Origin of the sequence: Dactylosporangium maewongense (assembly GCF_039531485.1) — a bacterium.
GTDB lineage: Bacteria > Actinomycetota > Actinomycetes > Mycobacteriales > Micromonosporaceae > Dactylosporangium > Dactylosporangium maewongense.
Map to the genome: position 1 here is coordinate 43,847 of NZ_BAAAQD010000051.1, position 23,976 is coordinate 67,822.

18 protein-coding genes are annotated in these 23,976 nt (G+C 68.4%); 3 read left to right on the forward strand and 15 right to left on the reverse strand.

Annotated features, from left to right (window positions below; all coding sequences use genetic code 11):
* Positions 1–50: 50 nt before the first annotated feature.
* Complete coding sequence (locus ABD332_RS56980) at positions 51–1,259, forward strand: iron-containing alcohol dehydrogenase (RefSeq protein WP_344515020.1); 1,209 nt, start codon at positions 51–53, stop codon at positions 1,257–1,259.
* 163 nt (positions 1,260–1,422) lie between these two features.
* Here the strand turns inward: ABD332_RS56980 and ABD332_RS56985 are convergent, their stop codons facing one another.
* Positions 1,423–3,729: an MMPL family transporter gene (locus ABD332_RS56985; protein WP_344515022.1), complete on the reverse strand. Its 2,307-nt coding sequence runs from the start codon at positions 3,727–3,729 to the stop codon at positions 1,423–1,425.
* Between the two features lie 210 nt (positions 3,730–3,939).
* On the opposite strand from ABD332_RS56985, the gene ABD332_RS56990 reads away from it, so the two are divergent.
* On the forward strand, positions 3,940–4,440 hold the full coding sequence (locus ABD332_RS56990) for a TetR/AcrR family transcriptional regulator (protein WP_344515024.1): 501 nt from the start codon (positions 3,940–3,942) through the stop codon (positions 4,438–4,440).
* Positions 4,441–4,722: 282 nt separating this feature from the next.
* Here the strand turns inward: ABD332_RS56990 and ABD332_RS56995 are convergent, their stop codons facing one another.
* The 14 genes from ABD332_RS56995 to ABD332_RS57060 form a co-directional block, all read right to left on the reverse strand.
* A complete protein-coding gene (locus ABD332_RS56995; RefSeq protein WP_344515026.1) occupies positions 4,723–6,009 on the reverse strand; it encodes an ABC transporter substrate-binding protein in 1,287 nt (428 codons plus the stop codon).
* Positions 6,006–7,382, reverse strand: coding sequence for an L-fucose:H+ symporter permease (fucP, locus tag ABD332_RS57000; protein ID WP_344515028.1), 1,377 nt, complete (start codon positions 7,380–7,382; stop codon positions 6,006–6,008). Before fucP ends, ABD332_RS56995 begins: the two co-directional genes overlap by 4 nt.
* A 182-nt stretch (positions 7,383–7,564) precedes the next feature.
* The gene (locus ABD332_RS57005) at positions 7,565–9,289 is read right to left on the reverse strand and encodes a glycosyltransferase family 2 protein (protein ID WP_344515030.1); all 1,725 of its coding nucleotides are present in this window, start codon (positions 9,287–9,289) and stop codon (positions 7,565–7,567) included.
* A gap of 2 nt (positions 9,290–9,291) precedes the next feature.
* Positions 9,292–10,851: a glycosyltransferase family 39 protein gene (locus ABD332_RS57010; RefSeq protein ID WP_344515032.1), complete on the reverse strand. Its 1,560-nt coding sequence runs from the start codon at positions 10,849–10,851 to the stop codon at positions 9,292–9,294.
* A complete protein-coding gene (locus ABD332_RS57015; protein WP_344515034.1) occupies positions 10,848–12,239 on the reverse strand; it encodes a glycosyltransferase family 4 protein in 1,392 nt (463 codons plus the stop codon). Before ABD332_RS57015 ends, ABD332_RS57010 begins: the two co-directional genes overlap by 4 nt.
* A gap of 50 nt (positions 12,240–12,289) precedes the next feature.
* Positions 12,290–13,162 (reverse strand): glycosyltransferase, encoded by an 873-nt coding sequence (locus tag ABD332_RS57020; RefSeq protein ID WP_344515035.1) that lies wholly within the window; start codon positions 13,160–13,162, stop codon positions 12,290–12,292.
* A gap of 193 nt (positions 13,163–13,355) precedes the next feature.
* Entirely contained in the window at positions 13,356–14,729 is a 1,374-nt protein-coding gene (locus ABD332_RS57025; protein ID WP_344515037.1) for a carbohydrate-binding domain-containing protein, read from the reverse strand.
* An 8-nt stretch (positions 14,730–14,737) separates the two neighbouring features.
* Positions 14,738–16,171 (reverse strand): lipopolysaccharide biosynthesis protein, encoded by a 1,434-nt coding sequence (locus ABD332_RS57030; protein WP_344515039.1) that lies wholly within the window; start codon positions 16,169–16,171, stop codon positions 14,738–14,740.
* Between the two features lie 43 nt (positions 16,172–16,214).
* Positions 16,215–17,153, reverse strand: a complete 939-nt coding sequence (locus tag ABD332_RS57035; RefSeq protein WP_344515041.1) for a polysaccharide deacetylase family protein — start codon at positions 17,151–17,153, stop codon at positions 16,215–16,217.
* Positions 17,150–18,076: a glycosyltransferase gene (locus tag ABD332_RS57040; RefSeq protein ID WP_344515043.1), complete on the reverse strand. Its 927-nt coding sequence runs from the start codon at positions 18,074–18,076 to the stop codon at positions 17,150–17,152. The genes ABD332_RS57035 and ABD332_RS57040 overlap by 4 nt, the downstream gene beginning before the upstream one ends.
* Positions 18,073–19,392 carry a carboxylate--amine ligase gene (locus ABD332_RS57045; RefSeq protein WP_344515045.1) on the reverse strand — a complete coding sequence of 440 codons (1,320 nt, stop codon included), beginning with the start codon at positions 19,390–19,392 and terminating at the stop codon, positions 18,073–18,075. Before ABD332_RS57045 ends, ABD332_RS57040 begins: the two co-directional genes overlap by 4 nt.
* A gap of 776 nt (positions 19,393–20,168) precedes the next feature.
* Positions 20,169–21,491, reverse strand: a complete 1,323-nt coding sequence (locus ABD332_RS57050) for a BPL-N domain-containing protein (RefSeq protein WP_344515046.1) — start codon at positions 21,489–21,491, stop codon at positions 20,169–20,171.
* Between the two features lie 78 nt (positions 21,492–21,569).
* The gene (locus tag ABD332_RS57055) at positions 21,570–21,950 is read right to left on the reverse strand and encodes a hypothetical protein (protein WP_344515048.1); all 381 of its coding nucleotides are present in this window, start codon (positions 21,948–21,950) and stop codon (positions 21,570–21,572) included.
* Between the two features lie 466 nt (positions 21,951–22,416).
* Entirely contained in the window at positions 22,417–22,701 is a 285-nt protein-coding gene (locus ABD332_RS57060; RefSeq protein ID WP_425552463.1) for an integrase core domain-containing protein, read from the reverse strand.
* Here ABD332_RS57060 and ABD332_RS57065 point away from each other — a divergent pair.
* Positions 22,683–23,405 (forward strand): aconitase family protein, encoded by a 723-nt coding sequence (locus ABD332_RS57065; RefSeq protein ID WP_344515052.1) that lies wholly within the window; start codon positions 22,683–22,685, stop codon positions 23,403–23,405. The two genes, ABD332_RS57060 and ABD332_RS57065, sit on opposite strands and share 19 nt — an antisense overlap.
* The last annotated feature ends 571 nt before the right edge of the window (positions 23,406–23,976 follow it).

A 23,976-nucleotide genomic window follows, 5' to 3' on the forward strand; every position in this document is an offset into this window, starting at 1 on the left:
CACACATGACCTGACCGGCCGGCACCGCCGACGTTCCGAGAGGCACCGACATGCTTGAGACCGTCCGCGGACCACGCCAGCTGATAGTGGGCGAAGGGGTCGCGCAGAACATCCCGCGAGTGGTGGCCGAGTGTGGCTCGCGAGTCCTCATCGTGACCGACCGGATTCTTCTGGGGCAGCCGGGCGTGGCCGAGATCGTGGCCGCCGTGCGGGAGAAGGTCAAGGTCGTCGCGGTGTTCGCCGACGCGACTCCGGACGTGCCACTCGCCGATGTCGCCCTGGCCGTCTCGGTCGCCGCAGAGGTGGACGCCGACGTGATCCTCGCCATCGGGGGTGGCACGGTGATCGACCTTGCCAAAATCGTCGGCGTCATCCGGCGCCACGGTGGGACGCCGCGCGACTTCTACGGCGAGTCGAAGGTGCCGGGGCCGACGATTCCTCTCGTCGCGGTCCCGACGACGTCAGGCACCGGCTCGGAGCTCACGCCGGTCTCGGTGTTGACCGACCCGGACCGCGAGCTGAAGGTGGGGGTCTCCAGCGTCCACATCGTGCCCGACTTCGCCATCGTGGACCCCGAGCTCACCTACACCTGCCCTGCGACCGTCACCGCCCACTCCGGCATCGACGCGTTTTGTCACGCGGTGGAGAGCTTCACCGCGCGACCCCGGGCCCACGGACCGCGCGACCCGGTGGAGCAGGTCTTCCTCGGCCGCAACCCGATCACAGATCACTATGCGCTCCTGGCCGCGGAGCGGATCGCCCGCAGCTTGCGCCGTGCCGTCAGGGACGGAGGCGACACGGACGCGCGCGCAGACATGTCCTATGGGTCCATGCTCGCCGGGCTCGCGTTTTCCCACGCAGGCAACGCGGCCCCGCACGCTTTCCAGTACCTCATCGGCGCAGCCACCCACACGCCGCACGGCCTGGGCGTCGGGCTGCTGCTGCCCTACGCGCTGGACGCGGCCAGGGATGCCATCGGCGACCGGTTGACCATCCTCGCCGGGGTGTGCGGGCTCGACGTGACCGACGCCTCGGATGCCGAGGGCGCAGATACGTTCCTCACCTGGCTCGACGGGCTCCTTGCCGACATCGGCATCCCTGCCACCTTGGCGGACATCGGCGTGGCACGCGCCGACCTCCCGCGCTTCGCGGAGATGGCCGGTGGCATCACCCGCTTGATCCAGAACCATCCAGGCCCGACCGACACCGCCAGCCTGACCGCGATCCTCGAAGCGGCCTGGACCGGGGACCGGACCTGATACGTCCTGACTCCGAGCAGAAGACAGTGACGGGCCTTTCACATGACGACGAGTCTCTGTCCCACACTGGGTATCGGAATGGTCGGTCACGCCTTCATGGGAGCCGCCCATTCCCAGGCCTGGCGCACGGCCGGCCCGGTCCTCGACCTACCGCTGTCGCCGCTCATAGTCGCGCTCGGCGGGCGTGAGGCGGCGACGGCGGGCCGTGCTGCGGCGAGGTCGGGGGTGTGTCGGTGGTCCGGGTGCGCGAAAGGGTGGAGGGCCACCAGTTGTATCGGCCGAGCAGGACGGCTGAGGCGGGCACCAGGAGGGTGCGGACGAAGAAGGTGTCGAGCACGACGGCGAATGCGACGGTGTAGCCGAGTTGGTGGGCTTGGGTGTTGTTGCCGGCGATGGCCAGGACGGTGAAGGTGCCGGCGAGGATGAGTCCGGCGGCGGTGATGGTGCCGCCGGTGCGGGCGACGGCTCGGGTTAGTGCCTCGTGGAGCGGGTATCGGTGGGCTTCTTCACGGACGCGGGCCATGAGCAGGATGTTGTAGTCCTCTCCGAGGGCCATGGCGAAGATGAACAGCAGGATCGGGATGATGAAGTTCAGGCCGTCGCTGTGTCCGTGGTGGACGAACACGATGCTGGCGAACCCGAGGGCAGCTAGGTAGGACAGGCCGACGGTGACGATCAGATAGATCGGCGCGATGAGGCTGCGTAGTAGGACGGCCAGCAGTATGGCGATGACCAGTAGCACGATCGGTATCAGGCGGGCCAAGTCGTTGGTGGAGGTGGTGTAGATGTCGTAGGCGGTCGCGTCGACTCCGGCGACGCCGCTGTCGGTGGCGGCCACGGCGGTGGCGATGTCGGCCACGGTGGTGCGCAGGGTGGGGATGGCATCGATCGCGGCGCGGCTGCCGGCGGGTCCGGCTGCGGGGATGGCGTCGAAGCGTGCGGTGCGCCCGTCGGGGCTGATGAATTGTGCGGTGGCCCGGTATGTCTGGTACAGGCTGGGTGTGATGCCGGCCGGGGGTGTCGGCGGCAGGCTGCCGGTGGGGCCCAGGCTGGCGTACAGGCGGGTGATGTCGGCTGCGGTGATGGTGGTGCCGTTGGGGTTGAGCGGGCCGGTCAGGGCGCTGACCGGGGCGGCCGTCAACAGTCGTTGGTGGGCTTGTTGCAGCGCGTCGGGGTTGTGCCAGACCGGGTCGGCGAACCGGAATAGCAGTATTTCGCCGTTGCTGGTGGGGCTGGGAAAGTGGATGGCCACCACGGCGCTGCCGGCGGCGGAGTCGCTGGCCGTGGCGGGGCTGCTGGACGTGAAACCGCTGGTGGTGAATCCGTTCAAGCCGGCAGTGAGGCCACCGAAGAGCAGTACCCCGGCGACGAGGACGGGGATCGGGCGTCGGATCGCACCGGCGGCGATGCGGCCCCACATCCCGATGCTCTGCTGGCCCGCGGCGGGGCGGGTGGGCCAGAACAGTGCCCGCCCGGCGATCGCCAGCAGCGCCGGCAGCAGCGTCAATGCGGCCAGCAGCATCACGGCCAGGGCGATGGCCAAGCCTGGGCCGAGGCCGCGGTACAGGCCGAAGGAGGCGGCGGCCAGACAGGCCAGCGCGGCGATCACGGTGATGGCCGAGAAGGTGATCGACTCCCCGACCCGGCCCATCGCCGCGATCAGGGCCTCGCGGGGTTGCCGGCCGCGGCGGATCTCCTCGCGCATCCGGAAGACCAGGAACAGGCCGTAGTCGGTGCCGGCGCCGAGCAGCAGCACCACCAGTAGTTGCTGGATGGCCGGTGACACCGGCAGTCCGGCCTGCCCGGCCTGACCGATCACAGGCCCGGCCAGCAGCAGCGCCAGCACTGGTGGAATCAGCGTGACGAGTGGTGCGAGCAGTGAGCGGTACACGACGAACAGGAGCACGATCACGAACAGCAGGGTGAATTTGCGAATGTTGTCGCCGGTCTGCGTGGACGCGGTATCCGCGTCGGCGGTCTGCGCCAGCGGGCCGGTCAGGTGAAACGTCAGCCCGGCCGGTGCGGAGGCGGCGGCGAAGGTGTCGCGTACCGCGGTGACCAGCCGGGCGTTGGGCGCGTTGCCTGGTCCGTTGGGGACGGTCACGATCAAAGCTCGGTGGGCCTGCCCGTCGGCCGAGGTGCCCTGATCGCGGACCGAGGTCACATCCGTGATGGTCGCGGCGGCCAGCAGCACCCGCGAGAACGCAGCGTCGTCGGCTGCGGTGAGCGGCCCGTCGGTGCGGGACGCGACGATGATCGCGGTCGCGGCCGGGCTGGCCCCCTGAAATGGTGCCGCCAGGTCGGCGGCCTGTCGGCTCGGCGCGCTGGCCGACAGGAACTGGGCGTTGTTCGTCTGGATGACGCTGGACAGGCTCGGCAGCCCCACCACCGCACCGGCGACCCCGGCCACCCATGCCACCACGATCAGCCAGCGAAACCGGACAGCGAACCGCGCCAACGCCTCGAACATGACAAAATTCCTCACCGATGCCTGACGTATTATCTAAACGGTCCGTCTGGTAATACCGTCGCGGCACAGATTATCCAGACGCTTGCGTTTAGTAAAGAGTGGCAGGGTGGAGAAGAGGCGACGATGGCCGATCAGACCGGTGAGGCGCCGCGGCCGCGCAGGGGCCGTCCCCGCGATCCTGGTGTAGATACTGCGGTACTCGCTGCGGCGGTGGAGTTGCTGGCCGACGTCGGCTATGCGGGCCTGACCATGGAACAGGTCGCGGTGCGGGCCGAGGTGAGCAAGGCGACCGTCTATCTGCGCTGGCCCAACAAGGCGGCGCTGGTCGCCGAAGCGATGCAGCGCCACGCCGACGTGGTTCCCGACATCCCCGATACCGGCAGCCTCGCCGAGGACATGCGACGCTTCCTGCACGCGCTGCTGCAGGGGAAGAACCGCGGCGCGCAGGCTCTGGCCGCCGTCAGCGGGGAGACCGCCAGCAACCCGCAGCTACGCGAGTCGTTCCGCGCCGGTATGACCGGAGCGCTCGTACAAAGCCTGCGCACCATCGTCGAACGCGCCATCACCCGCGGTGAAATATCCGCGAGCACGGACGTCGAACTGCTCTCGCTCCTGCCTGTGGCGACCATGCAGCACTGGCGGCTGGTCAGCGACCAACCAGCCGGCGCAGCACTGATGGATCGCATCGTGGCCCAGTTCTACACACCCTGACCGCCATGGCGAGGGTGCTGTTGTGGCCGAAGCGGCGTCCCGGAAAGGGACCTCGCTATGCGGGTGCGTGATGAGCTGGGTGAGGTCTTCGCCGACGGGGCGTTCATCGACGCGTTCGGGATCCGTGGCTCGCCGGGGCAGCTGGCGATGGTCACGGTGCTGCAGTTCGCAGAGGAACCTCACCGATCGGCAGGCCGCCGACGCGGTTCGGGGACGTACCGACTGGAAATACGAGTCCCACAGGATCAAGCATCGTGTGAGCAACAAAGCTTGACCCCCGCATCAGCGTGGCGGGATCTTGTCCTTGGTGACCGCGTTTTCGAGATCCCGGGCGAAGGCGTCCGGGTCGTGGGTGCGTACGTAGTTCGACACGGCGTCGTAGAAGCCCTCCTGGAACTCCGGGCTCATGGCCTCGCCGTGAGCGACCGACAGCAGCACCGATGAGCCCCAGAGGCTCTTCGAGGCATCGCGCTGGTAGGCGGACAGGGACGAAGTGTCGACGTTCCGGAGCACCGGTACTGACCCCTTCGCCTTGCTGAACGGGATCTGGGTCGCCGGCTTGCTGATGTCGCTGAGGAAGGCAAGGGCGTTCTTGGCGTTCCTGGCCCTGGTCGCGGCCACGAAGACGTCGACAACCGCGAGGAAGCTGTCGCCGGTGCCGGGAAACGGCACAGCTCCGAAGTCTTTGCCCTCCCGTGCGCCATCGGCGACCAGCTCGCCGTACGCGGAGTCGTTCAGGGACTCGAAGGCGCAACCACCGGTGGCGAGCTTCTTTGTCGCCGCGTCCCAGGTCAACGTACCGGCTTCGGGATCGGCGTACGCGAGGATGTCGCCGAAGGTCCGCAGCGCCGTCCGCACCTGCGCGCTGCGCCAGTTGAGGCGGTCGCCGGCCATGTCCTGCCAGCCCTTCACCCCGATGGTGCTGAGCAGCACGTTCTCGAACAGCTCGACGGTGGTGAACGGGTCCTTGCCGCCGAGACACAGCGGGGTGGCTCCGGAGGCCCTGACCTTCTGCAGACTGTCTAGGAACGCGGCGAGGGTGTAGTCGCTGGAGGGCAGCGCGACGCCGGCTCGGTTGAGTAGCTCGGTGTTGAACCACAGCATATTGCTGCGATGGGCACCCGTCGGCACCCCGTACGGCTTGCCGTCGTGCATGAGCGAACGCAGGATGGTCGGTTGCATCGTCGCGCGCAGGTCACCGTCGGCGAAGACCGACGTGACGTCGCGGATGACGCCGCGGTCGGCGTAGCCTTGCACGGACTTGCCCGTGAAGGTCTGCCAGACGTCGGGTGGGTTGCCGTGCTGCAGCCGTTTGGCCAGCGCCACGACCGCCTGTGACCCGGCGCCGCCTGCGACCGCGGCGTTGACGACGTCGACATTCGGATTCGTCTGGTGCACGGCGGACAAGAGGACGTTCAGCGCGGCGGCCTCCGACCCGGAGGTCCACCACGACATGACCTCGAGCTGCTTGGTGTCCGTCGTGGCGCTCGTCGGCTTCTGCGCGCCGCAGCCGGCCACGGCGAGCGCTATGACTGCGACTACCGCGACCGCGCGGCGCTGGCGGTTCATGCCGCGCTCCCGGTGACGGTGCTCGGCCCGGCATCGCCGGGCAGGCCCGACTCGGTGCTCCCGCGGACGGATCCGGGCGCGGCCCTGAGGTCGTAGAGGGCGTAGAGCCCGACGACGGCGAAGCATGCGGCTGGGACGGCAAAGGAGGTCGCCGCGCTCGTCTGGTCCACGAGCTTGCCCTGGAGCAGGGGCATGATCGCGCCGCCCACGATGGCCATCACGAGGCCGGCGGCGCCGAACTTGGTCGCCGGCCCGAGCCCTTTGAGGGCAACGCCGTAGATTGTCGGGAACATGAGAGACAGACAGAAGGACAGGGCGACCACGGCGAGGACCCCGGCGAGGTTGGGACTCGATATCGCGAACACGCAGAGCATCACCGCCAGCAAGGCCAGCACGGCGAGCACCTTGGTGGCGCGCACGCGACCAATCACCCACGTCATCAGGAAGCGTGATCCGAGGAAGACGAGCAAGCTGACCTGAAGGTAGGCGCCGCCCTTCTGCAGGCTGCCGCCCAGTGCCTGTTGTACATACTGGATCAGGAACGTCCAGGTGCACACCTGAGCTGCGACGTTCGCAAACTGGGCGATCACCCCGAAGCGGTAGCGCTTGCTGCGCCACAGCACGCCGAACAGGTGACCGGTGCCGCCGACGTGCGGGCCGGCATCGGGGAACTCCTCGATGATCGGCGGCGCCTTCTGACTCGCGATGGCGACGGCGATGAGCAGCAGGAGGAAGGCCAGCCCCAGGTAAGGGGCCATCACGGCGCCGAGCTCGCCCGCGCGGACGGTGTGCAGCTGGGCTGGGCTCAGTGACGAGATGTCCACCGGGTCCACGAGTTTGGGCAGGATGAGCGTCGAAGCCAGCAGCACACCGATGTTCGTCCCCAACGGATTGAATGCCTGGGCGAAGTTCAGCCGCCAGGTCGCCGTCTCCTCCGGGCCGAGCGACATGACGTACGGGTTCGCGGAGGTCTCCAGGATCGAGCAGCCGGCGGCCATCGCGAACAGGGCCAGCAGGAACGCCTCGTACGTCATGATCTTGCTCGCCGGGTAGAAGAGGAAGGCGCCCAGCGCCGCCAGCCCCAGTCCGGTGAGGATTCCCGTCTTGTAGCCGAAACGCTGGTTGATGAAGGCCGCCGGAAGCGCGAGCAGGAAGTACGCGCCGAAGTAAGCCAACTGGACGAGCGACGCCTGGAAGGTGCTCATCTCGAAGATGCGCTTGAAGCCTGCCACCATCGGCGTGGTCAGGTCCTGCGCTATGCCCCAAGCGGTGAAACAGCCGATCAGAGCAATGAAGAGTAGTAGCATCCCGCTGCCGAGCAGTTGCCGCTGCTGCCCCCGCCTGTCTGCATCATCCCCTACTGACGGCGCCATGCTGGCCCTGGGCACTCCTTCCGTGAACCGCGCGTGCGCGCGGTTGGTCGTTGACCTCATGCAGCGGACTCGCAGGAGCGGATCGATGGAACACTCGCCGCTACCGCCGGGCAGACTCCACACAAAAACCGCACGTCATAGCCCCAACCGGATTTACGAGCCCGACAGGCACCTACCGGCGGTCATGCGCTGACGTTGTTCTCGGTCGGTGTCGTCACGTTTTCGCCCGAGGTAACGGGCCCGTCCGGCGACACACGGGGTTTGGCGATCCCCTCGACGGCGCGTCCCGCCGTGGGCAACGGCTTGGACGATGCCGGGGCGCCAGCGGGCGCCCGCTGCCGGACACCGACGCCGGTGCGTTCGAGGGCTGAGTCGACCGGGGAGACCTTCCGCCGCTGCAACCGGAGCGCGGGCACGGCGCCCCGCAACAGGATGGCGGCATGAACCAACGCGAACGCGACGGCGTTGAGGATCCCCGGCGTGGGGTCGCGCAGCAGCCCCCACCCGGACACGGCCATGAGCACGCCGATCGCGGCCAGCGAGGGCGCGACGGCGGCAGGCTGCCACCCGCTGCTTCCGCGCTTGGGCGTCACCACGAACCTCGCCGGTCGTCGCAGCACCGCGCGGACCGTGCAGACGATGCCTATCCAGAAGCTCGTCGCCGCGAGAGCGAAGGCGGTATAGGTGTACGTGCCGAATCCGGCCGCCGCGACGCTGGCGATGGAGAGCAGAAAGTATGGCGCGAAGTGGAAGAGGAAGTCCGCCGCGCTCGCGGACGCCAATGGCTGCCACCCGAACGCGATCCGCGCCAGCGGCATCAGCATGTAGATGAGCAGGGTCCAGCCGTACAGGAAGTACGAGGCGGACAGCAGGTACTGCAGCCGCAGTCGCATCGGCAGCCGCGAGCGAAGCACGAGCGGAATCGCCGAGATGCATCCGCGGGACCAGCGCAGCTGCTGGCTCACGTACGATGACATGTCCTCCGGTCCCAGTCCCTGGGCCAGCACCTCGGGCACGTATACGGACTTCCAGCCGTCCGCGTGCAGTCGCACGGACAGTTCGAAGTCCTCGGTGACCGTTTGCTCGGGGAAGCCGCCCGTTGACTCGAGTGCGGCGCGGCGGAAGACGATGTTGGTGCCGCAGCAGAACATCGAGCTCAGCCCGGCCTTGCCGTTGGCGATGCTGCCGAAGAACAGCGCCTGCTGCGACCACGCCGCCTGGGCCACCGCGTTCTCGGCAGCGTTCGCGTAGTACTGCGGTGACTGCACGAACGCGACGTCGCGGCTCTTGAAGTAGCCGACGGTGGCTTCGAGGAACCGCGGGCCGGGCACGTGGTCGCAGTCAAGGACCGCGACCAGCGGCGAATGCGTGCGCTTCAGGGCGTCGTTGATGTTGCCGGCCTTCGCGCCCCGGTTCGACCCGCGGCGCAGGTACTTCGCCCCGAACCGCGCCGCGAGGGCTCGCACCTCGGGGTTGTTCCCGTCGTCCAGGATCGCCACGCGCGGTCGTGCACCCTTGAGCCGGACCGCGGCCTCCACGACGGGCGCGATGATCTCCACGGGTTCGTTGTAGACGGGGATCAGCACATCCACGTACGCCTTCGGGGTCCGGCGGAACCTGGGCCGCGGTGACGCCCGGTTGTGCGCACAGGTCCACCAGAATCCGAGCGCCTGCACCAGATTGAACGTCTCGGCCAGAACCAGCACCCAGTACAGGACCGGATCGCCCACCCGGCCGGGCTGCAGCAGCCATCCGAAGTACCACACCGATGCGGTCAGGCTCAGCATGACCAGCAGCCGAAACGCCATCGCCTCACGCCGGCTGGCGCGGCGCGGCTGCCACCGTGGCGCGGTGGTTCTCGGGTCGGCTCGCTGGCCGGGCTCCGCCTCGGTCATGGTCATGGTCATGGTCATTGCAGGATCCAGATCGTGACGTTCTCCCGGTGCTCCACCCGCTGCACTGTCCGCCCTCCGATGTCGAGTTGTGCCAGCGCCTGGCCCACCAGGCTCGCGTTGTCCGGGTTGTCGAGATAGCTCGCCATGAGGAACGTGCGGCCACCGTGCTGCGCCGGCAGCGGGACGCCGCCCCTGATCGGCACGGCGGTGACGGCGGGGTGGTAGTAGCTCACCAATACCTCGAGGTACCCGGGGGCGAACAGGATGACGTCACCGGGGCGGGCCTCCTCGTTCACGAGGCGAAAGGCTCCGTTGTAGTCGTAGAGCCTCGGATTGGCCGAGTTCAGTTGCTGGTCCCCGAGGCCGACGATCATGGTCAGCGCGATCGCGGCGACCGCCGTCGCTCTCGCGGTCGTGGTTCGCAGCCAGCCGGTCGCCGCGCGGGCGGTGAGGATGAGCAGCGGTGGCAGCACCGAGATGAAGTACCGCAGCTCGAAGAAGGTCCGCTGCTTCGTGCCGAGCAGGTACGCGAGTGCGAACGGAACGATGACGAGCGACACCAGCAAAGCGGTGGAGCGGGAGCGTCCCCGGCCGAGCAGGAGCAGGATGGCGAGCATGCCGACCGGCCACAGCGCGACCAACCGCTCCATCGCGGCGTCGGAGTGGTAGCCCCACATCGCCCAGGCCAGGTTGGCCAGGATTACGTAGAGGGAGATGAAGCGCGAACCTTCGCCGCCCGTCGCAGTATTGCTCCCGGAGGCGCCGCCGCTCGACCCGATGAAGTCCCCGACCTGCTCCCCAGCGTACGGAACCAGCGGCAGCAGCAGCACGACCGTCACCACGGTCGCTGACAACCACCCGACAAGCAGTCTGCGCGCCATCTGCTCCCGCTTGAGCCCGCGCCGGATCACGATGGCGGCGAACACCAGGTGCTGGGTGCACAGCTGCAGCAGCGAGAAGTAGTGGGTATAGACGAGGCCAGCAGAGGCGACCGCGAACAGGCCCCAGTCCAGCCATCCCCCACGCCGGATCGCTCGTGCCTGTCCGAGCACAGCGAGGAGCGACCAGAAGATGTAGAACGCGTACATCCGCGCTTCCGCGGAGTACCAGACGGCGACGGGAGACACCGCGATGAGCAGCGCCGCCGCGACACCCGCGCGCCGGTCGTAGAGCTCACGGGCGACCAGGTACACCAACGGAATGGAGAGGGTGCCGATGATCAGGGAGGGGATGCGGACCGCGAGCGGACCGTCGCCGAACAGGCGGACGTCCAGCCAGAGAACGCTCCCCCACAGCGGCGGATGGACGTCGGCCGAGCGAAGGTCGTGCAGCATGGTGAGGTACGGCAGGCGTGCCTGTCCGATGCTGATCGCCTCGTCGAGCCACACGCTCCGCAGCGGAACCACGCGCAGCAGGGCCCCGACCGCGACGATGACGGCCAGCGCCGCCGGAACACGCAGCGACCGGGGTTTGCCCACGCGCTCCGGGTCCACCGGTGCCGCCGACGTCCCGAGCTGTTCGGCGGAGGAATCACGCGGGATCGGCGGCGCCGCTTGTGTGGTGCTGTTGCTCACGCGTACTCCAGCAGGTCGTGGGGCCGGCCGACGCGAAGGCGGACGCAGACCTGCTCGCTGGGCTGCACCCCGGCGCGTTGCAGCACGGTAAGTGCGTCGACCTCGTCGGCGCCGTGGATGAGGCCGACGATCCGGTCGCCGCGCGCCAACCAGGTGTCGGTATGCCGGCACCGCATCCGCAGATCCTCGGCGTCCGGCAGTGCCGCTCCGGACAGCTCGACGACCGTCACGACGTCACCACCCGCACGGTGATCGGCCCGGCGAAGCGCGAGCCGGGCCGCTTCGGCAGCCAGCACGAGCCGGATCCGCCCCGCAGTCCGCTCCCAGGTGAACTGCGCGGACCATGCACATGCCCGCGATGCCCATGCCACTGCCTCCGAGGAGCGGCCGAGGCGCTCGATGAGGCCGACGATCGCGTCGGCGAGCTGCGACTCGTCGTCGATCAGCACGCCGGTTCGACCGTCGAGAACCGCGTCCTGCACCCCGGCCACCCGCAGTGCCACCGCCGGCACGCCGAGCGCGGCCGCCTCCAGGATGCTCAGTCCCCATCCTTCGCCGGTGGACGCGCTGACGGTGATCCACGCCGTCTGCAGTATCGCTGTCCGCTCGGCATCGGTGACGCGTCCGTAGATGACGACGGATGCTTCAAGCCCGAGCCGCTTGACGTACGCGCGAACGCCGTCGAGTTCGGGGCCGTCGCCGACCAGGTGCAGCTCCAGCTCGCCCACTACGGTCCTGGCCTTGGCGAAGGCCTCGAGCACGAGGTCCATCCGTTTGTGTGGCACGAGGCGACTGACGCAGACGATGCGCGGCTGGGCCGCCCGGCGTCCGATGTCCGGCACGACGGGGCGGTCCATCCCGCACGGGACGATGAAGACCTTCCCCTTGAGCCCGAGCTCCCGGCGAATCGCGTTCCGGGAGGAGGGCGAGACGGTCACGATCGCCCGGTGGCCGTAGACCAGTCCGGTGGCGGTCTTCTCCAGCCACCGGCCGATCCACCGCATCGGCCAGCCGAAGTACTCCGCGAACTGTCGCTGGTGGACGTGGTGGATCAGGAGGACCACCGGGACCCGACGCCCGACTGCGAGTGGGGCGAAGAACGGAATCCCGTTCTGGGAGTCGACGACACCGTCGATGTGCTTGCGGTGTCGCCAGAGCCACACCAGCACCGCGAGGTAGACCGTGAACGTCCCCCCCACGCGGACGATGCGAAAGCCGTGTCGCTCCTCGACGGCCGGGCGACCGGATACTCGAGCCGTCAGGTATGTGACCTTCACGCCCTGCCGCACAAGGTGCTGGGCAACCTGCTCGCAGTAAAGTTCGGCGCCGCCGGCACGCGGGTGACTCCTGTCCCGCCAATTGAGCACAGCGACGTGCTGAACCGTCACCGCGTTTCCTCCCTGGGTCGAATGAACGAGTTTCTGTCAGCGGACGCAAATCATGGTTCGAGAAGCATTCGTTCCCGCTCCCGTGGCTGGGCGATAATTGCGGGTCGCAGCACCAGCGGGTCGCCGGGGCCGCTGCCGAGAATGCGGAGGCTGATCAATTCCAGATAGGCGCGGGCGCCGTCTCTGACCAGACGCAACGTCGAGCCTCCGCGCTCCGTCCAGTCGACCGGCAGTTCGGTGATCGGAATGTTCGCCCGGTGTGCCAGGGCGAGTAATTCGAGGTCGAACGCAAATCCTGACAGACGTGATTGCATGAACAGTTGCCGAGCGAGCGGCGCCTGGAAGAATTTGAAGCCGCACTGCGTGTCGGACAGGTCACCGACCATGCCCCGGCTCAGCGACCGGAATCCGATGCTGCCCATGCGCCGGATCAGGGGCTGGCGGACGAGGAGCCGGCCGCCACTGCAGTACCTGGATCCGACGATGATCCGGTGACCGGCGGACAGAAGTCCGACGACGCCTGGGATCAGATCGGCGGGTGTCGACGAGTCGGCGTCGCAGAACCCGACCCAACGCGCCCGCGAGGTCAGAATTCCGCGCCGGACGGCGGCTCCCTTCCCCTGGCGCGAGCAGCCGATCACGTGGACGCGCAGACCGTCGCAGGCGTGGTCGGCGACGTCCGCGGTCCGATCCGTGCTGCCGTTGTCGACGACCACGATGCCGACGCTCCACGGCAGCCGGGCGGTCTTGTTCGCCAGGTCCCGCAGCGTCGCGCCGAGACGGGTCTCCTCGTTGTATGCCGGGATGATGATTTCGAGGTCCACCGCGGGTCGCGCGACGTCGGAGATGAGGGATCCGCCGACAGCACGGGCCTCGACAGAACGTTCGGAATCTTCCTGACTTCCTCGTTGCTGCAGGCGCAATTTAACAACCTTACCTGTGCGGAATTCGATCGATGATTTGGTGCGACCTTCAATAGCCGAAGAATCGTTGATTCCCTTGCTGCCGGCTCTTGAATCGAGTCCGCATCCGACCAGGGCCTACGCCCAATTCTTGGGCTTTGTCGCCGAGCCTAGCAGCCTCCTGTACCCGCCTGCGGAAGAATGCGGAGTTCGCCTAGCCGGGAAGGCCGGCCGTCGGAGTGTTCAGCGACGGCGGAAGCGATGCCGAATACCTGCCGATAAGGCCCGCCGATGCGCCGCGGATCGGACCGGGGTCGTCGAGATAGTGATCCGGCATGAAGTTCCACGCGAAGAGCCCGTCGTTCGTCAGCGCCGCCATCGAGGAGTCCGTCAACACCGTCTCGGTGAACTTGGTGAAGGCTTTCACCTGGCATTCGGGGCTGCCCCACAGCTTGAAATGCGAAATCATGACCCGCTTGCCGTACGAGCCCAACTGTCGTACGGAAGTCTGGATCTGGGGAACCAGCGCGCTCTGCCCGTCGTGCTCGTAGTCGCAGGCGTGCATCTGCTGGACCGCGGTGAAGTCGCTCGCGGCGATCGCGTCGGACCAGAACGACAGGTCGCGGTCGCCCCAGCTGCCCCACAGGTAGCCGCCGAAGCCGAGTGCGACACGTGCGCCGGCGTATTCAGCGCGGACGGCAGCGGCCGCCTCGAGGTATGCCGCCTTCAGGCGGGCGGGGTACCCGGGGTCGGACGAGTAGGTCTCCCACTCGGTGAAGAGGACGACGTAGAGCGGCCCGAAGTGCGGCCCGCTGCCCTTCAACGCCGAGGTGACGACCTTGATGTCGCGTTGGAACTGTTCACTGACCGCGTACTCCGGGTGGTCCGCGAGCCACACCACCAGCTCGACCGCCTTGCCGGATCCGTAGAGATCAGAAATCGTCGACGGCCGGGCGTACCCGCTGATCCACGCCAGATCGCCGGGGCCGTTGTACCAGGTCGTGACCATGCCCATGCCAGTGTCGCGGTACAGCGGGGCCGCGACGGCGTCCCCGATTCCGGGTCCCAGGCCCCAGAGCACCCGGGCCTGTGCGCGCGGCGACGACGCCGGGTCCGACGTATCGAAGACGGCGCGGTCAAGGTGGAGGTTGCGATCGCACGCGTCGGTGGCGAGGTCGTTCGCGAAGCTCAGGGACAGCGTGTGCGCACCTGCTCCCCAAGAGCCGGCGATGGCGTAGTCGGCCCATGAGGACGCGTGCACCTGGACCGTCTCGACCAGCCGGCCGTCCACCTGTACCCGCATGGCCGGGGCGCCGGAGCACTGGTCGCCGCGAGCACGTACAACGAGCTGGGCCCCCGCCGGCACGGTGAGTTCCGCGCTTGCGGTCGCGTCCGTCCACATCTGCAGGGCTTTTCCGCCGTTGGCCTCGGGATCGCGGTACGTGCCGGCCGCGCCGGACGTCACCCGCATCGACTCCGCCTCCAGATCCACGGTGGTGAGACCGGTTCCCGTAGCGTGCACGAACAAGCCGTACCCCAGCAGCACGGTCGTGATGGACACATACTGGATCCACCGCATTCTCGTCATGTGCCTGTTCACGCCTGAGCGGCCCGTCGCTTCGGTCGCAACCGCCGCAGGAACGTCCGGACGCGGGCCACTTCGTCGTCCCGCAGCAGCCGCGCCTGGACGGCGGCGACCGCATAGAGGGCGAGGCCGACTGCGATCACCGCCAGGGCGGGCAGCTCCGGCACGACATCGGCCGCCGCGAGCAGTACCACCAGCGGCGCAAGGGTCAGCGGGTATCGCAAGGCGACCCTCCGGCTCGGCCAGGACGTGCCGTAGTGGCTGACGAAGAGTTGACCGAGCACTATCGCCCCGGTCCAACTCCCCACGGCGAAGGCGACAGCGGCGCCCGTCGTTCCCCACCGGGGCACGGCCACGGCGAGGGCGACCGCCTCGACCATCAGCGCGATGGGGACCCGCCGCGCCAACGACGCCGTCAGGCCGCGCGCGTAGAGCGTCTTGAGCAGCATGTCGGCGGTCAGCAGCCCCAGGGTGCCGACGGCAAGGATGCGCAGCAGGTCCGCGCCGCGTTCGTACGGTGCGGGAAAGAACAACGCCAGCGCGGTTTCCGGGGCGACCAGCAGGATCAACTGCAAGGGCACCAGCGCGAGCGGCACCCATCGGTAGGCGGCGAGAAACCAGGATCTCACCGCGGCCGCGGTCTCCGCCTTCGCGATGAAGGGGAACACGGCGCTGCTGAGGGTCTCGGCCACGAAGTACGGCGCCCGCGCGAGCACCGCCGCCGCCTGGTAGACCGCGATGTCGCCCGCGCTCACACCGTGCCGCTGGCCGATGAGGCTCAGGGCGACGACATCGGTCGTCAGGATCAGGCTGACCGCGGAGGTGGCGATGCCCATCGACACTGCTCGGGATGTGGTGGCGCGCCAGGCTATCGGGCCGGGCCGGGGCAGCCGGTCCCGCAGTGCCCAGGCGCCGACAACCGCCGCCGCGATCGCGCCACCAAGGAATCCGACGGCGGCCCCGCCGATCCGCAGCGGCATCAGGCTTACGAGCATCAGCGTCAACGCGACCTTCATGCCGATGCCCGTCGTCTGCATGAAGCCCAGGCCGTCGAAGCGCCGCTCTCCGTGCAACGCTCCCTGCAGGGTCGTGCTCACCGAGGCTATCGCGATCGTCGCCGCGATCACCGCTGCCGTCGCAACGGAGATGCCAGGCACCACGCCGCGAGTGATCTGCGCACCCACGAAGACGAGCGCGAGCAGGGCGCCGAAGCCGAGATTGCCCACCAGAGCAGCCCGATACGCCGCGTCGACGCCGAGGCGGCCGTCCGCCTGCGCGATGACGCCCGTGAGGGCCCAAGGGAAGCCGGCGGACAGCAGCGCGGAGCAGAGGAACTGGACATTCTGGAGGACACTGACGGAACCGAACTGCGACGGCGTCAGCATCCAGGCCAAGGCGACCCCGAGGCTGTAGTTGAGGACGGCGCCGACCCCGAACCGGAGCATGAGAACGACCCCGCTGGCCGCGGCCGAGCGTTGCCGGGTGAGACTAGGCATGGCGCGGGATCGATCCTTCGCGGGCCAGCACCCACCGGGCGCGACCACTGGCGGCGATGTACGCGACGGTCCGGTCGAGCACCTCGATGCGGTTCGATGTGCCGATGGTCCAGTCGTGGAAGTTGAGGTTGAAGTGCTCGCGGGCCTCGTCGAAGAGGCGGCAGAGGCTGTTCACCATGTGGTCGACCTCGCTCTGTAACGACGGCTTCGCGGGGTCGACGCGAGCGCTCAGGAAGTCGACGTCCAGGGGCGACAGTACGGGGATCTCGGTCAGCTGCCTGCGCCGGAACGGAGCCGGCCGCATGAGCCAGACGAGGTTGGCGACGCGGCTCGCGGAATGCCTCGTCCGATCGCGCCAGACGAGGTCCAGGTTGAGCAGGACGAACCCCGCCCGGCGCAGCAGCCGGACCCGGTCGAGACCGAGGCGGCTGATGAGCTTGCCGACCAGGCCGATGACGTCGCCACGGCCGATGACGAGGGGCGAGGTGGCTTCGTCGACGAAGCGGATCTCCCGGTTCGAGGCCCAGGCGTAGCCCCGGCGCTCGAAGATGTCGTACGTGGCGGCGTCGAAGAATCTCGGCGCGCCGAGGTGTGGCGAGCGAAAACCGACCGGACGGGTGCCGGTGAGCTCGACGATCCTGGCCTCCACGGCCGCCAGGTCGGCCTCGAACTGCCGGTTGTCGGCGGCGGTCATGTGTGCCGGGTTGGTGTGGTCGTACCCGTGGATGGCGATCTCGTGCCCGGCGTCCGCGATGCGGGTGATCAGTTCCGGCTGCTCCTCCACGATCTTGCCGGTGGTGTTGAATACCGCTCTGGCGCCGTGGCGCCCGAGCACGCCGAGCAGAGCGGTGGTGGCGGAGGCCAGGTCGTAGGGCATCGCGGCGGGCATGCCCCACGTGCTCTCATAGTCGAAGAAGATTGTCGTGTTCACTGCTCGGTGGTGCATGACGCGATACCAAGTTCCTTGGTCGACGTGGCGATGTCCCAGGTGACGTCGGGTTTCCTACCGATGTGCACGCGGGTGTGGACGGTCAGGACGACGTATCCGACGAGCGCGAGGGGTCGTCTGCGCAGCTGCGTCAGGAAGGCGCGGACGAGGATGCCGCGGGGGACGCGGTACGACGTGGGGATGCTGAGGTCCGCGAGCGCCCGAGCCAGCTCGGCGCTCGAATGCTGGAAGCGCTCCGACTGGCGCAGGTGGTCGCGAAGGGTGGCGGGGACCCGGAACCGCACCCGGATCTCGCGGGCGTACTTCGGTGTGTAGCCGAGCTGACGGGCGCGGAAGTAGACGTAGGCGTCGTTGCTGACGAGCGACGCCGGCAGCTCGAGCCGTCGGGCGAATTCCTGTCCCAGGACCAGGCATGCGCCCCGGAACGCCAGATAGTTCGAGCCACCGTCCCAGTGGGCGGCGGCCTGCTCGACCGCCGATGAGCCTGCGACCACGCACTTCTCGACAAGGGTGCGGCCAGCGAGCGGCACGGCGTTGACGGCCATCACCCCGTACTTGGGCCGGAAGTCTCGGGCGGCGCACGAGACGAAGTCCGGCGCGCCGACCGCCACGTCGGCGTCGAGGAGGATGAGGATGTCACCGTCGAAGTCCGACAGGAGCTGGTTCATGCGGGTCGTCTTGCCGAGCCGCTCCCGCGAGTCGCGGAGCTTGACGCGCTGGTCGGAAAAGCCCTGCACGATGGCGGCGGTGTCGTCTGATGAGCCGTCGGAGGCGACGACGATCTCGACGAGTTCGTAGCCGGTCTCGTCCTGCGCGAGGAGGCCGCGTACGAGGCGGCCGATGTTGGCGGCCTCGTTGTATGCGGGAATGCCGATGGAGACCCGTGGGGTCCGTAGCGAGGTCACCGGCTGCCCCCCGGACGGCCCGCATGTGATCGGAGCTTGGTGGAGGTCCGCGAGCGTCCGGCCAGCCGCAGCCGCACCCGGCGGTAGGCAGCGCGGGACACCGAGGCGACGGCCTGCCCGCCGAAGCGGAGCACCATCGCGAGCACCGGCAGCGGATCCGGCCCGCTCCCCTCGAGCCAGGCACCGTGGCTGCGAACACCCGGCGACGCGGCCGGCGCCGGCAGGCGGGCCAGCCGGTGCAGTACCTTGGCCGGGGCATAGAGATTTTCCACGATCAGCCGACGCGAGCAGTCCTGGTCGCCTGCCGGCACGGTTCGGCCGGTCATGCCCAGGTGCAGGGCGCGCACCACATCGACGCCGTCCTCGGTCTGGCCGAACCTGAACTGCGCGCCGACGCGAGGGTTGAAGTCCACCAACTTGAGGCGGCCGTCGCGCCGGTCGTACCTCCAGTCGAGGTCATTCACCCCGCGGTAACCGATCTCCTTGCAAAACCTCTCGGTCAACGCGTTCAGCGCCGGGTTCCGGGCCGAGCGCGCGTCGGCGGTGCTCCCGCGTCCCGGCGGCCACGCGTACGCCTTCCGGCCGACGAAGCTCAACACCGTCGCCGATCCCTCGTCACAGTAGGCGTGCACGAACCAGTCCTCGGCCTGCTCGTGCGGGATGTACTCCTGCAGCAGCACGCGTGAGAGGTCGTCGAACCCGGCGAAGCGGTTCAGGAGTTCATGAGCGCTGGACACGATGGTTGTCGTCGGCACCGCCGCCGCTCGCAGCCGCGTCCACGGCGCCACGTTCTTGGCGACCACCGGGAACGTCAGCTCGCCCGCGAGCCTGAGTAGGTCCTCGCGGGAGGTGGGAAAGACGGTGTGCGGCGTCGGGACGTCGTGGGCCGCGCACAGCTCGAACAGCCCGCGTTTGCTCGCCAGTCGCCTCGGCAGGGTCGGCGCCACCCGCGGCAGCAGGAAGTGCTCCCCGAGCGTGGCAGCGTGCTCTGCCAGCAGTACGGCGGCTTCGTCGTCGGTGGCCACCGGAACGACGGGCCGTCCAAGCGAGCGGCCGATCGCGCACAGGTTCTCGACCAGCTGCCCGGTGTCGTGCCACTGGCTGTCCGGCCACACGAAGCGACCGACGACGTAGCGCGAGAGCGCGATCGGGGTGAGGCGGTCTTCGGTGATCACGTACACCGGGACGCCGAGCCGGCCTAACGAGCGGACCACACCGAGCGTGCCGGCGTGTACCGGATAGTGGCCGATCCTGACGAGCAGGGCGGGTACTGAGGTATCGAGCCGCACTGCCGGCATGCGGTTTCTGTCGGGCATCACGAAGCTCCTGCTGGGGCACGGCCACGTCGCCTTTCCGGCGGTCGGGGCTCGTCAGGTGGTCGGCTCGGCGGCGCGCAGCGCCTCCGTACGGCGGACAGCCATCTGCCCAGAGCCGACCTCGCAAACCTCCATGCGTAGGTGAGAACAAGAGCGGGCGGGCAATCACCCGTCGCACTACAGCGCTCATCATCGACGCGATCGTCGCGGCGCTGAGCTACCTCGCTGTCAATCCGGTCTCGCTGGGCAACAGTGACGTGCACCAACGGCAAACGCGGCTGCTTCATCGGGTACCACCTCGACGCGACCACCGACGGCGGCGCGACGCGGCGGTCCGTGCGGCAGTGGCGACAGGCGGTCAGCTGACCGACATGCGGCCCGCGCCACGTGCGCGGGCTGGCCAACCTGAGGCGATGCCCGCCCGTAGGACCGTTGCGAACTGGTCGTTGTTCGGCGTCGTCGCCGTGGTGCCCTCCCTGCTCGTCCTGCACCCTCCGACAGCCCCAGCTGCCGTTCTCCCTCGCCAGGCGCAGCACCAAGGCCCGGATCGAGCGCAGCGTGCGGGGTCGGCCGCGCCGCCGTGGCCGCGACAGCGCGGCGTGGCGGCGGGCGATCAGGTCACGGTGCCACTTGAGGATCGTGTCGGGCTGGACCAGCAGCCGCAGGCGCCGCAGCGTCGGCCTGGGCAGCGGGTGCAGCAGCGCGTCCGAGCGCACCAGCAGCCGCAGCCGACGCAGCCCGTGATCATGAGCGACTCGTCCGCGGAGTACCGGCGTTCAGTGGATGGTGCTTTCGATCAGGTCGTGGCCGAGGTCGAAGCGGATTCCGTCGGGGTTGGCCATGCCGCCGGTGTACCACGACTGGTCGGCTTCTGGGTGGGGGCCGACCAGGCCGACCCGTCCAGCGCCGTAGGTGGTGATGACGGCGGCGGCGGCGCCGGTGTCGTAGGTGGCGAGCACGGTGGCGGGTGCGCTGCGTTGGAGCCGGAAGTGTGCGCCGTCCTGGAAGTACATGTGTCGCCGTTGATCCCGCCACGTAACGCCGAGGATCGCGCCGTCGGTTCCACGAACGCTGGCATTGGCGCTGCGGATGTAGCTTCCGACGGTGACGCCGGTGAGCAGGCCGAAGCCGGGGTTGCCGCCGGCAAGGTATGCCCCTAAGCAGAACCCGAGGTAGTGTCCGCCGTTGTGGACGAAGTCGCGGACGTCGTCCGAGTACGCGCGTAGGCTGCGCCAGGCCGACGTCACGTCCCCTCCTCCGGGTTGGGCGTAGATGGTCGCCGCGGCGAGCGCGTCGGCCGACAGTTGCACGTTCTCGTCGGGGCCGCAGAACTGGATGCGGAATTCGGTCGGCGCGCCGGTCAGGAGCGCGGCCACAGCCTCCGAACAGCCGGGATAGGACGCGGGACCACGGTAGACCAGGGCCAACGGTCGGTTCCTGGATGACGCGTAGCCAACCCCGGCCCCGCCGGTCAGACCGGCCAGGATGCCGGCGGTGCTCGCGCTGATGAGGAAATTGCGGCGCTTCATTGTCCGTACCTCGCTGTCTTGTCCGCGTATGGCGGGTAGGTCATGGATCGATGATTGTCTTCGGTCAGTTCCGTCTGCGTGCAGGTCGAGTCCGAGGTCGATGCCGAACCGATCGATGGCCAGCGCGGCGTCGGTGTACCAGTTCCGGGTGGCTTCCGGGTGCGGCTCGACGACGCCGACTCGGCCTTGCCCGAAGCCGACGACCAGGGCGGCGGTGGTGCCGTTGGGGTACGTGGCTACGACGGTCGCGTTCGTGTTGGGCTGGACCCAGAAGTACGAGCCGTCCTGGAAGAACGGCGTCCGCCGACGGCCCAGCCAGGCAACCTCGACCAGGGTGTCGTCCTCCGATGCGACGGTGGCTTCGGGAGACGTGATGTACTGGTCGGTGTTCCCGGGCAGCACGCCGAAGCCGGGCGTGGACCCGGCGATGTAGCCGCCGAGGCAGAATCCCAGGTACCTGCCGCCGGCATGGACGAACGCCCGAATCTCGCCGCGGTGACAACGCAGGTGCTTGTAGCCGTGCGCGAGCGTTCCCCCGCCCGGCTGCGCGTACAGGGCCGCGCGGGCCAAGGTTGGCGCGGAGAACGGTAGGTCCTCGTCCGGGCCGACGTAGCGGACGTCGAAGCCCTACGGGCTGTATCCGAGCCGTCACCTTGGCCTCCCGGGGACCGGGTTGTCGAGCGTCAGCGCGGTACTGCGGATCCTTCCGCCACCCTTGGCGAGCTCGGTGGTGTCGAGCTCGACCACCCGCAGGCCGCGCTCGCGCAGCGCGGCGGCCAGCCGGGGCGCTTCCCGGGACATGGTCACAGCGGTACCGTCACTGATCAGGTTGAGCGCCGGCCGTGCCGCCTTGGCGAGGGACACCTCGTATTCGACGTGGCGGCCCGCCACCAAGTGCGCGACCACAATCGATGCGTGCTCGGCAGTTGCGGCCGGCAGGTCCGGTTGCACTTCGGTGCGCATGTACGGGTTGATCTCGTAGTCGATCCGGAAATGCGCCGGATCGCAGACCAACAGTTCGGAGTTCACCTGGCGCTGTACTCCCTGCCGTGCAGAAACGGTTAGGACTTGACGGAGTGGCGTTGCAACAGCCCCCGGTGAGCCGTGTCGGTAAACGTTTGTTGCTGACGGCTTCACTGGGAACGTAAAGGCACAGGTCGGTACCCGCGAAGGATCCGTCGTGCGATGGACGCGATGCGGCCGCCGCGTTCCAGGCGGCGCGACGCCATGAAAATGGCGGCCCCCCTGCTCCACGAATCTCGCTTCACGCGCCGAGCCTGACACCGCCGCGCTGACGACAGGGCCGGCCGCTCGGCGGGACGGACGGCGCTGTCCTCGCACGAGTTACACTCGCACGCCCCGGGCCGGCCCCCGGACCAATGTTGGCAGTTCGTGACCTGGGTGTGCGGCAATCGGGAGGGTTTCTCACAACGACACCACCCTGTACGGTGCCAAAGCTGTGTTCGCACTTGTGAGCTGGGGATTTGCGAGTGGATCAAGCTGTTCGGCGGTATTCGTTGATCGTGCCGTCGAGAACCCGTCGCCGGTGGATCGGCTTGTCGATCGCGATGACCACGCTGGGGTCGTAGTCGGGTGGATGCTGATCCAGGCTCTGGTGCGGCCGGTGCCGGTCGAAGTGGTCCTCATGGTCGTGTAGCACGGTGCGGGCGTGCTGTTCGTTGTAGATCAATACCCGGTCGGTACATTCGGCCCGGACGGAGCGCACGAAGCGTTCCGCGTAGGCGTTCGCCCGGGGCGTGCGTGGAGGAGTCTTCACCACCTCGATGCTTTCGGCGGCGCCGGCACGGGGTCACGGGGGGCGTCAACCGGATCATCGAGTACCACGGCGACGGCCTGGCCAACCTCAGCGCCATGGACCGCCACGTGATCGCGAACATGGGCGCCGATTTGGGCGCGACCATCTCCGTCTTCCCCGCTGACGACGCGGTCCGCAGGTTTCTGCGCACCGAGGGACGCGAGCACGACTTCGTCGAACTGATCGCCGAGCCGAACCCGTCCTACGACGTCACCGACCGCATCGACCTCGCCTCGCTGGAACCACTCATCGCCGAGCCGTCCAGCCCGGGCAACGTCGTCCCGGTCCGCGAGGTCGCCGGACAGGACGTGTTCCAGGTCGTCATCGGCTCATCGGCCAACCCGGGCCTGCGCGACTTCGCGATCGTCGCCGAGATCGTCAAAGGCCAGCAGAGCGGAGCGCGCTGCCGGCGGCCGATGACTTGGACGCCTTCGATGATCCGGCTCGACGAGGACGGCGCGTTGCTGGACGGTGGGGGAGCGGGTCCCGCCGGGCGGGTCGTCGCTCACGTGCAGGACGTGGTCGCGGTGCCGCGCGGTGTTACCGACGTGTTCGTCCTCGCCCACGGCTGGCAGAACACCGGAAAGCGCGCCGACGCCGCGCATGTGATCGCCGCGCTGCCCGGCCTGCTCGACGTGGCCAGGGTCAGCCCCTTGGCTCTGGCGTGATCTGACACGCGCTGCGTGGACCCCTTTACTCGGCCGGTTTATGCTTGTGGTGACCTGGGAGAACGTGCTTGAGCACGTCGCTGGGGCCTCCGACGACTGGGGGTCAAGGGGTCGCGGGTTCGAATCCCGCCGTTCCGACTTGTAGAAGGCCAGCTCAGCTAGTCTTTTTGTTGACTATGATGGATGTTCTGGTCGTGTCATGACACGCGTTTGCCCGTACGACCGTACGGTTTGTGTCGTCGACGGTCGCCCGAAGTGTTCGATGAACTCCTCGCTGTTGCGCTGGGCAGAGTCAAGGGGTCTGTGAGGGCCTGTCGGTGCTTGCCTGAGGGTGCGGTTGAGCAGGCGTTATGTAGGTCGGCTGCGATCGTGGCGTCACGTGATCGACACCTTGACTCGGGTGTTTCATCCGCCCAATTCGGGTGTCCACTGTGGATGATCGTGACCGGGCGGCGCTTCGAGGACCACCAGAGCGCGGCGGCGGAGGCCGGGAAGTACTACGGCGACCTCGGGCTGATGCGCGCCCGGGTCCGCGCCGCCTACGACGTCGTGGCGAACGACCCGGCGGTCG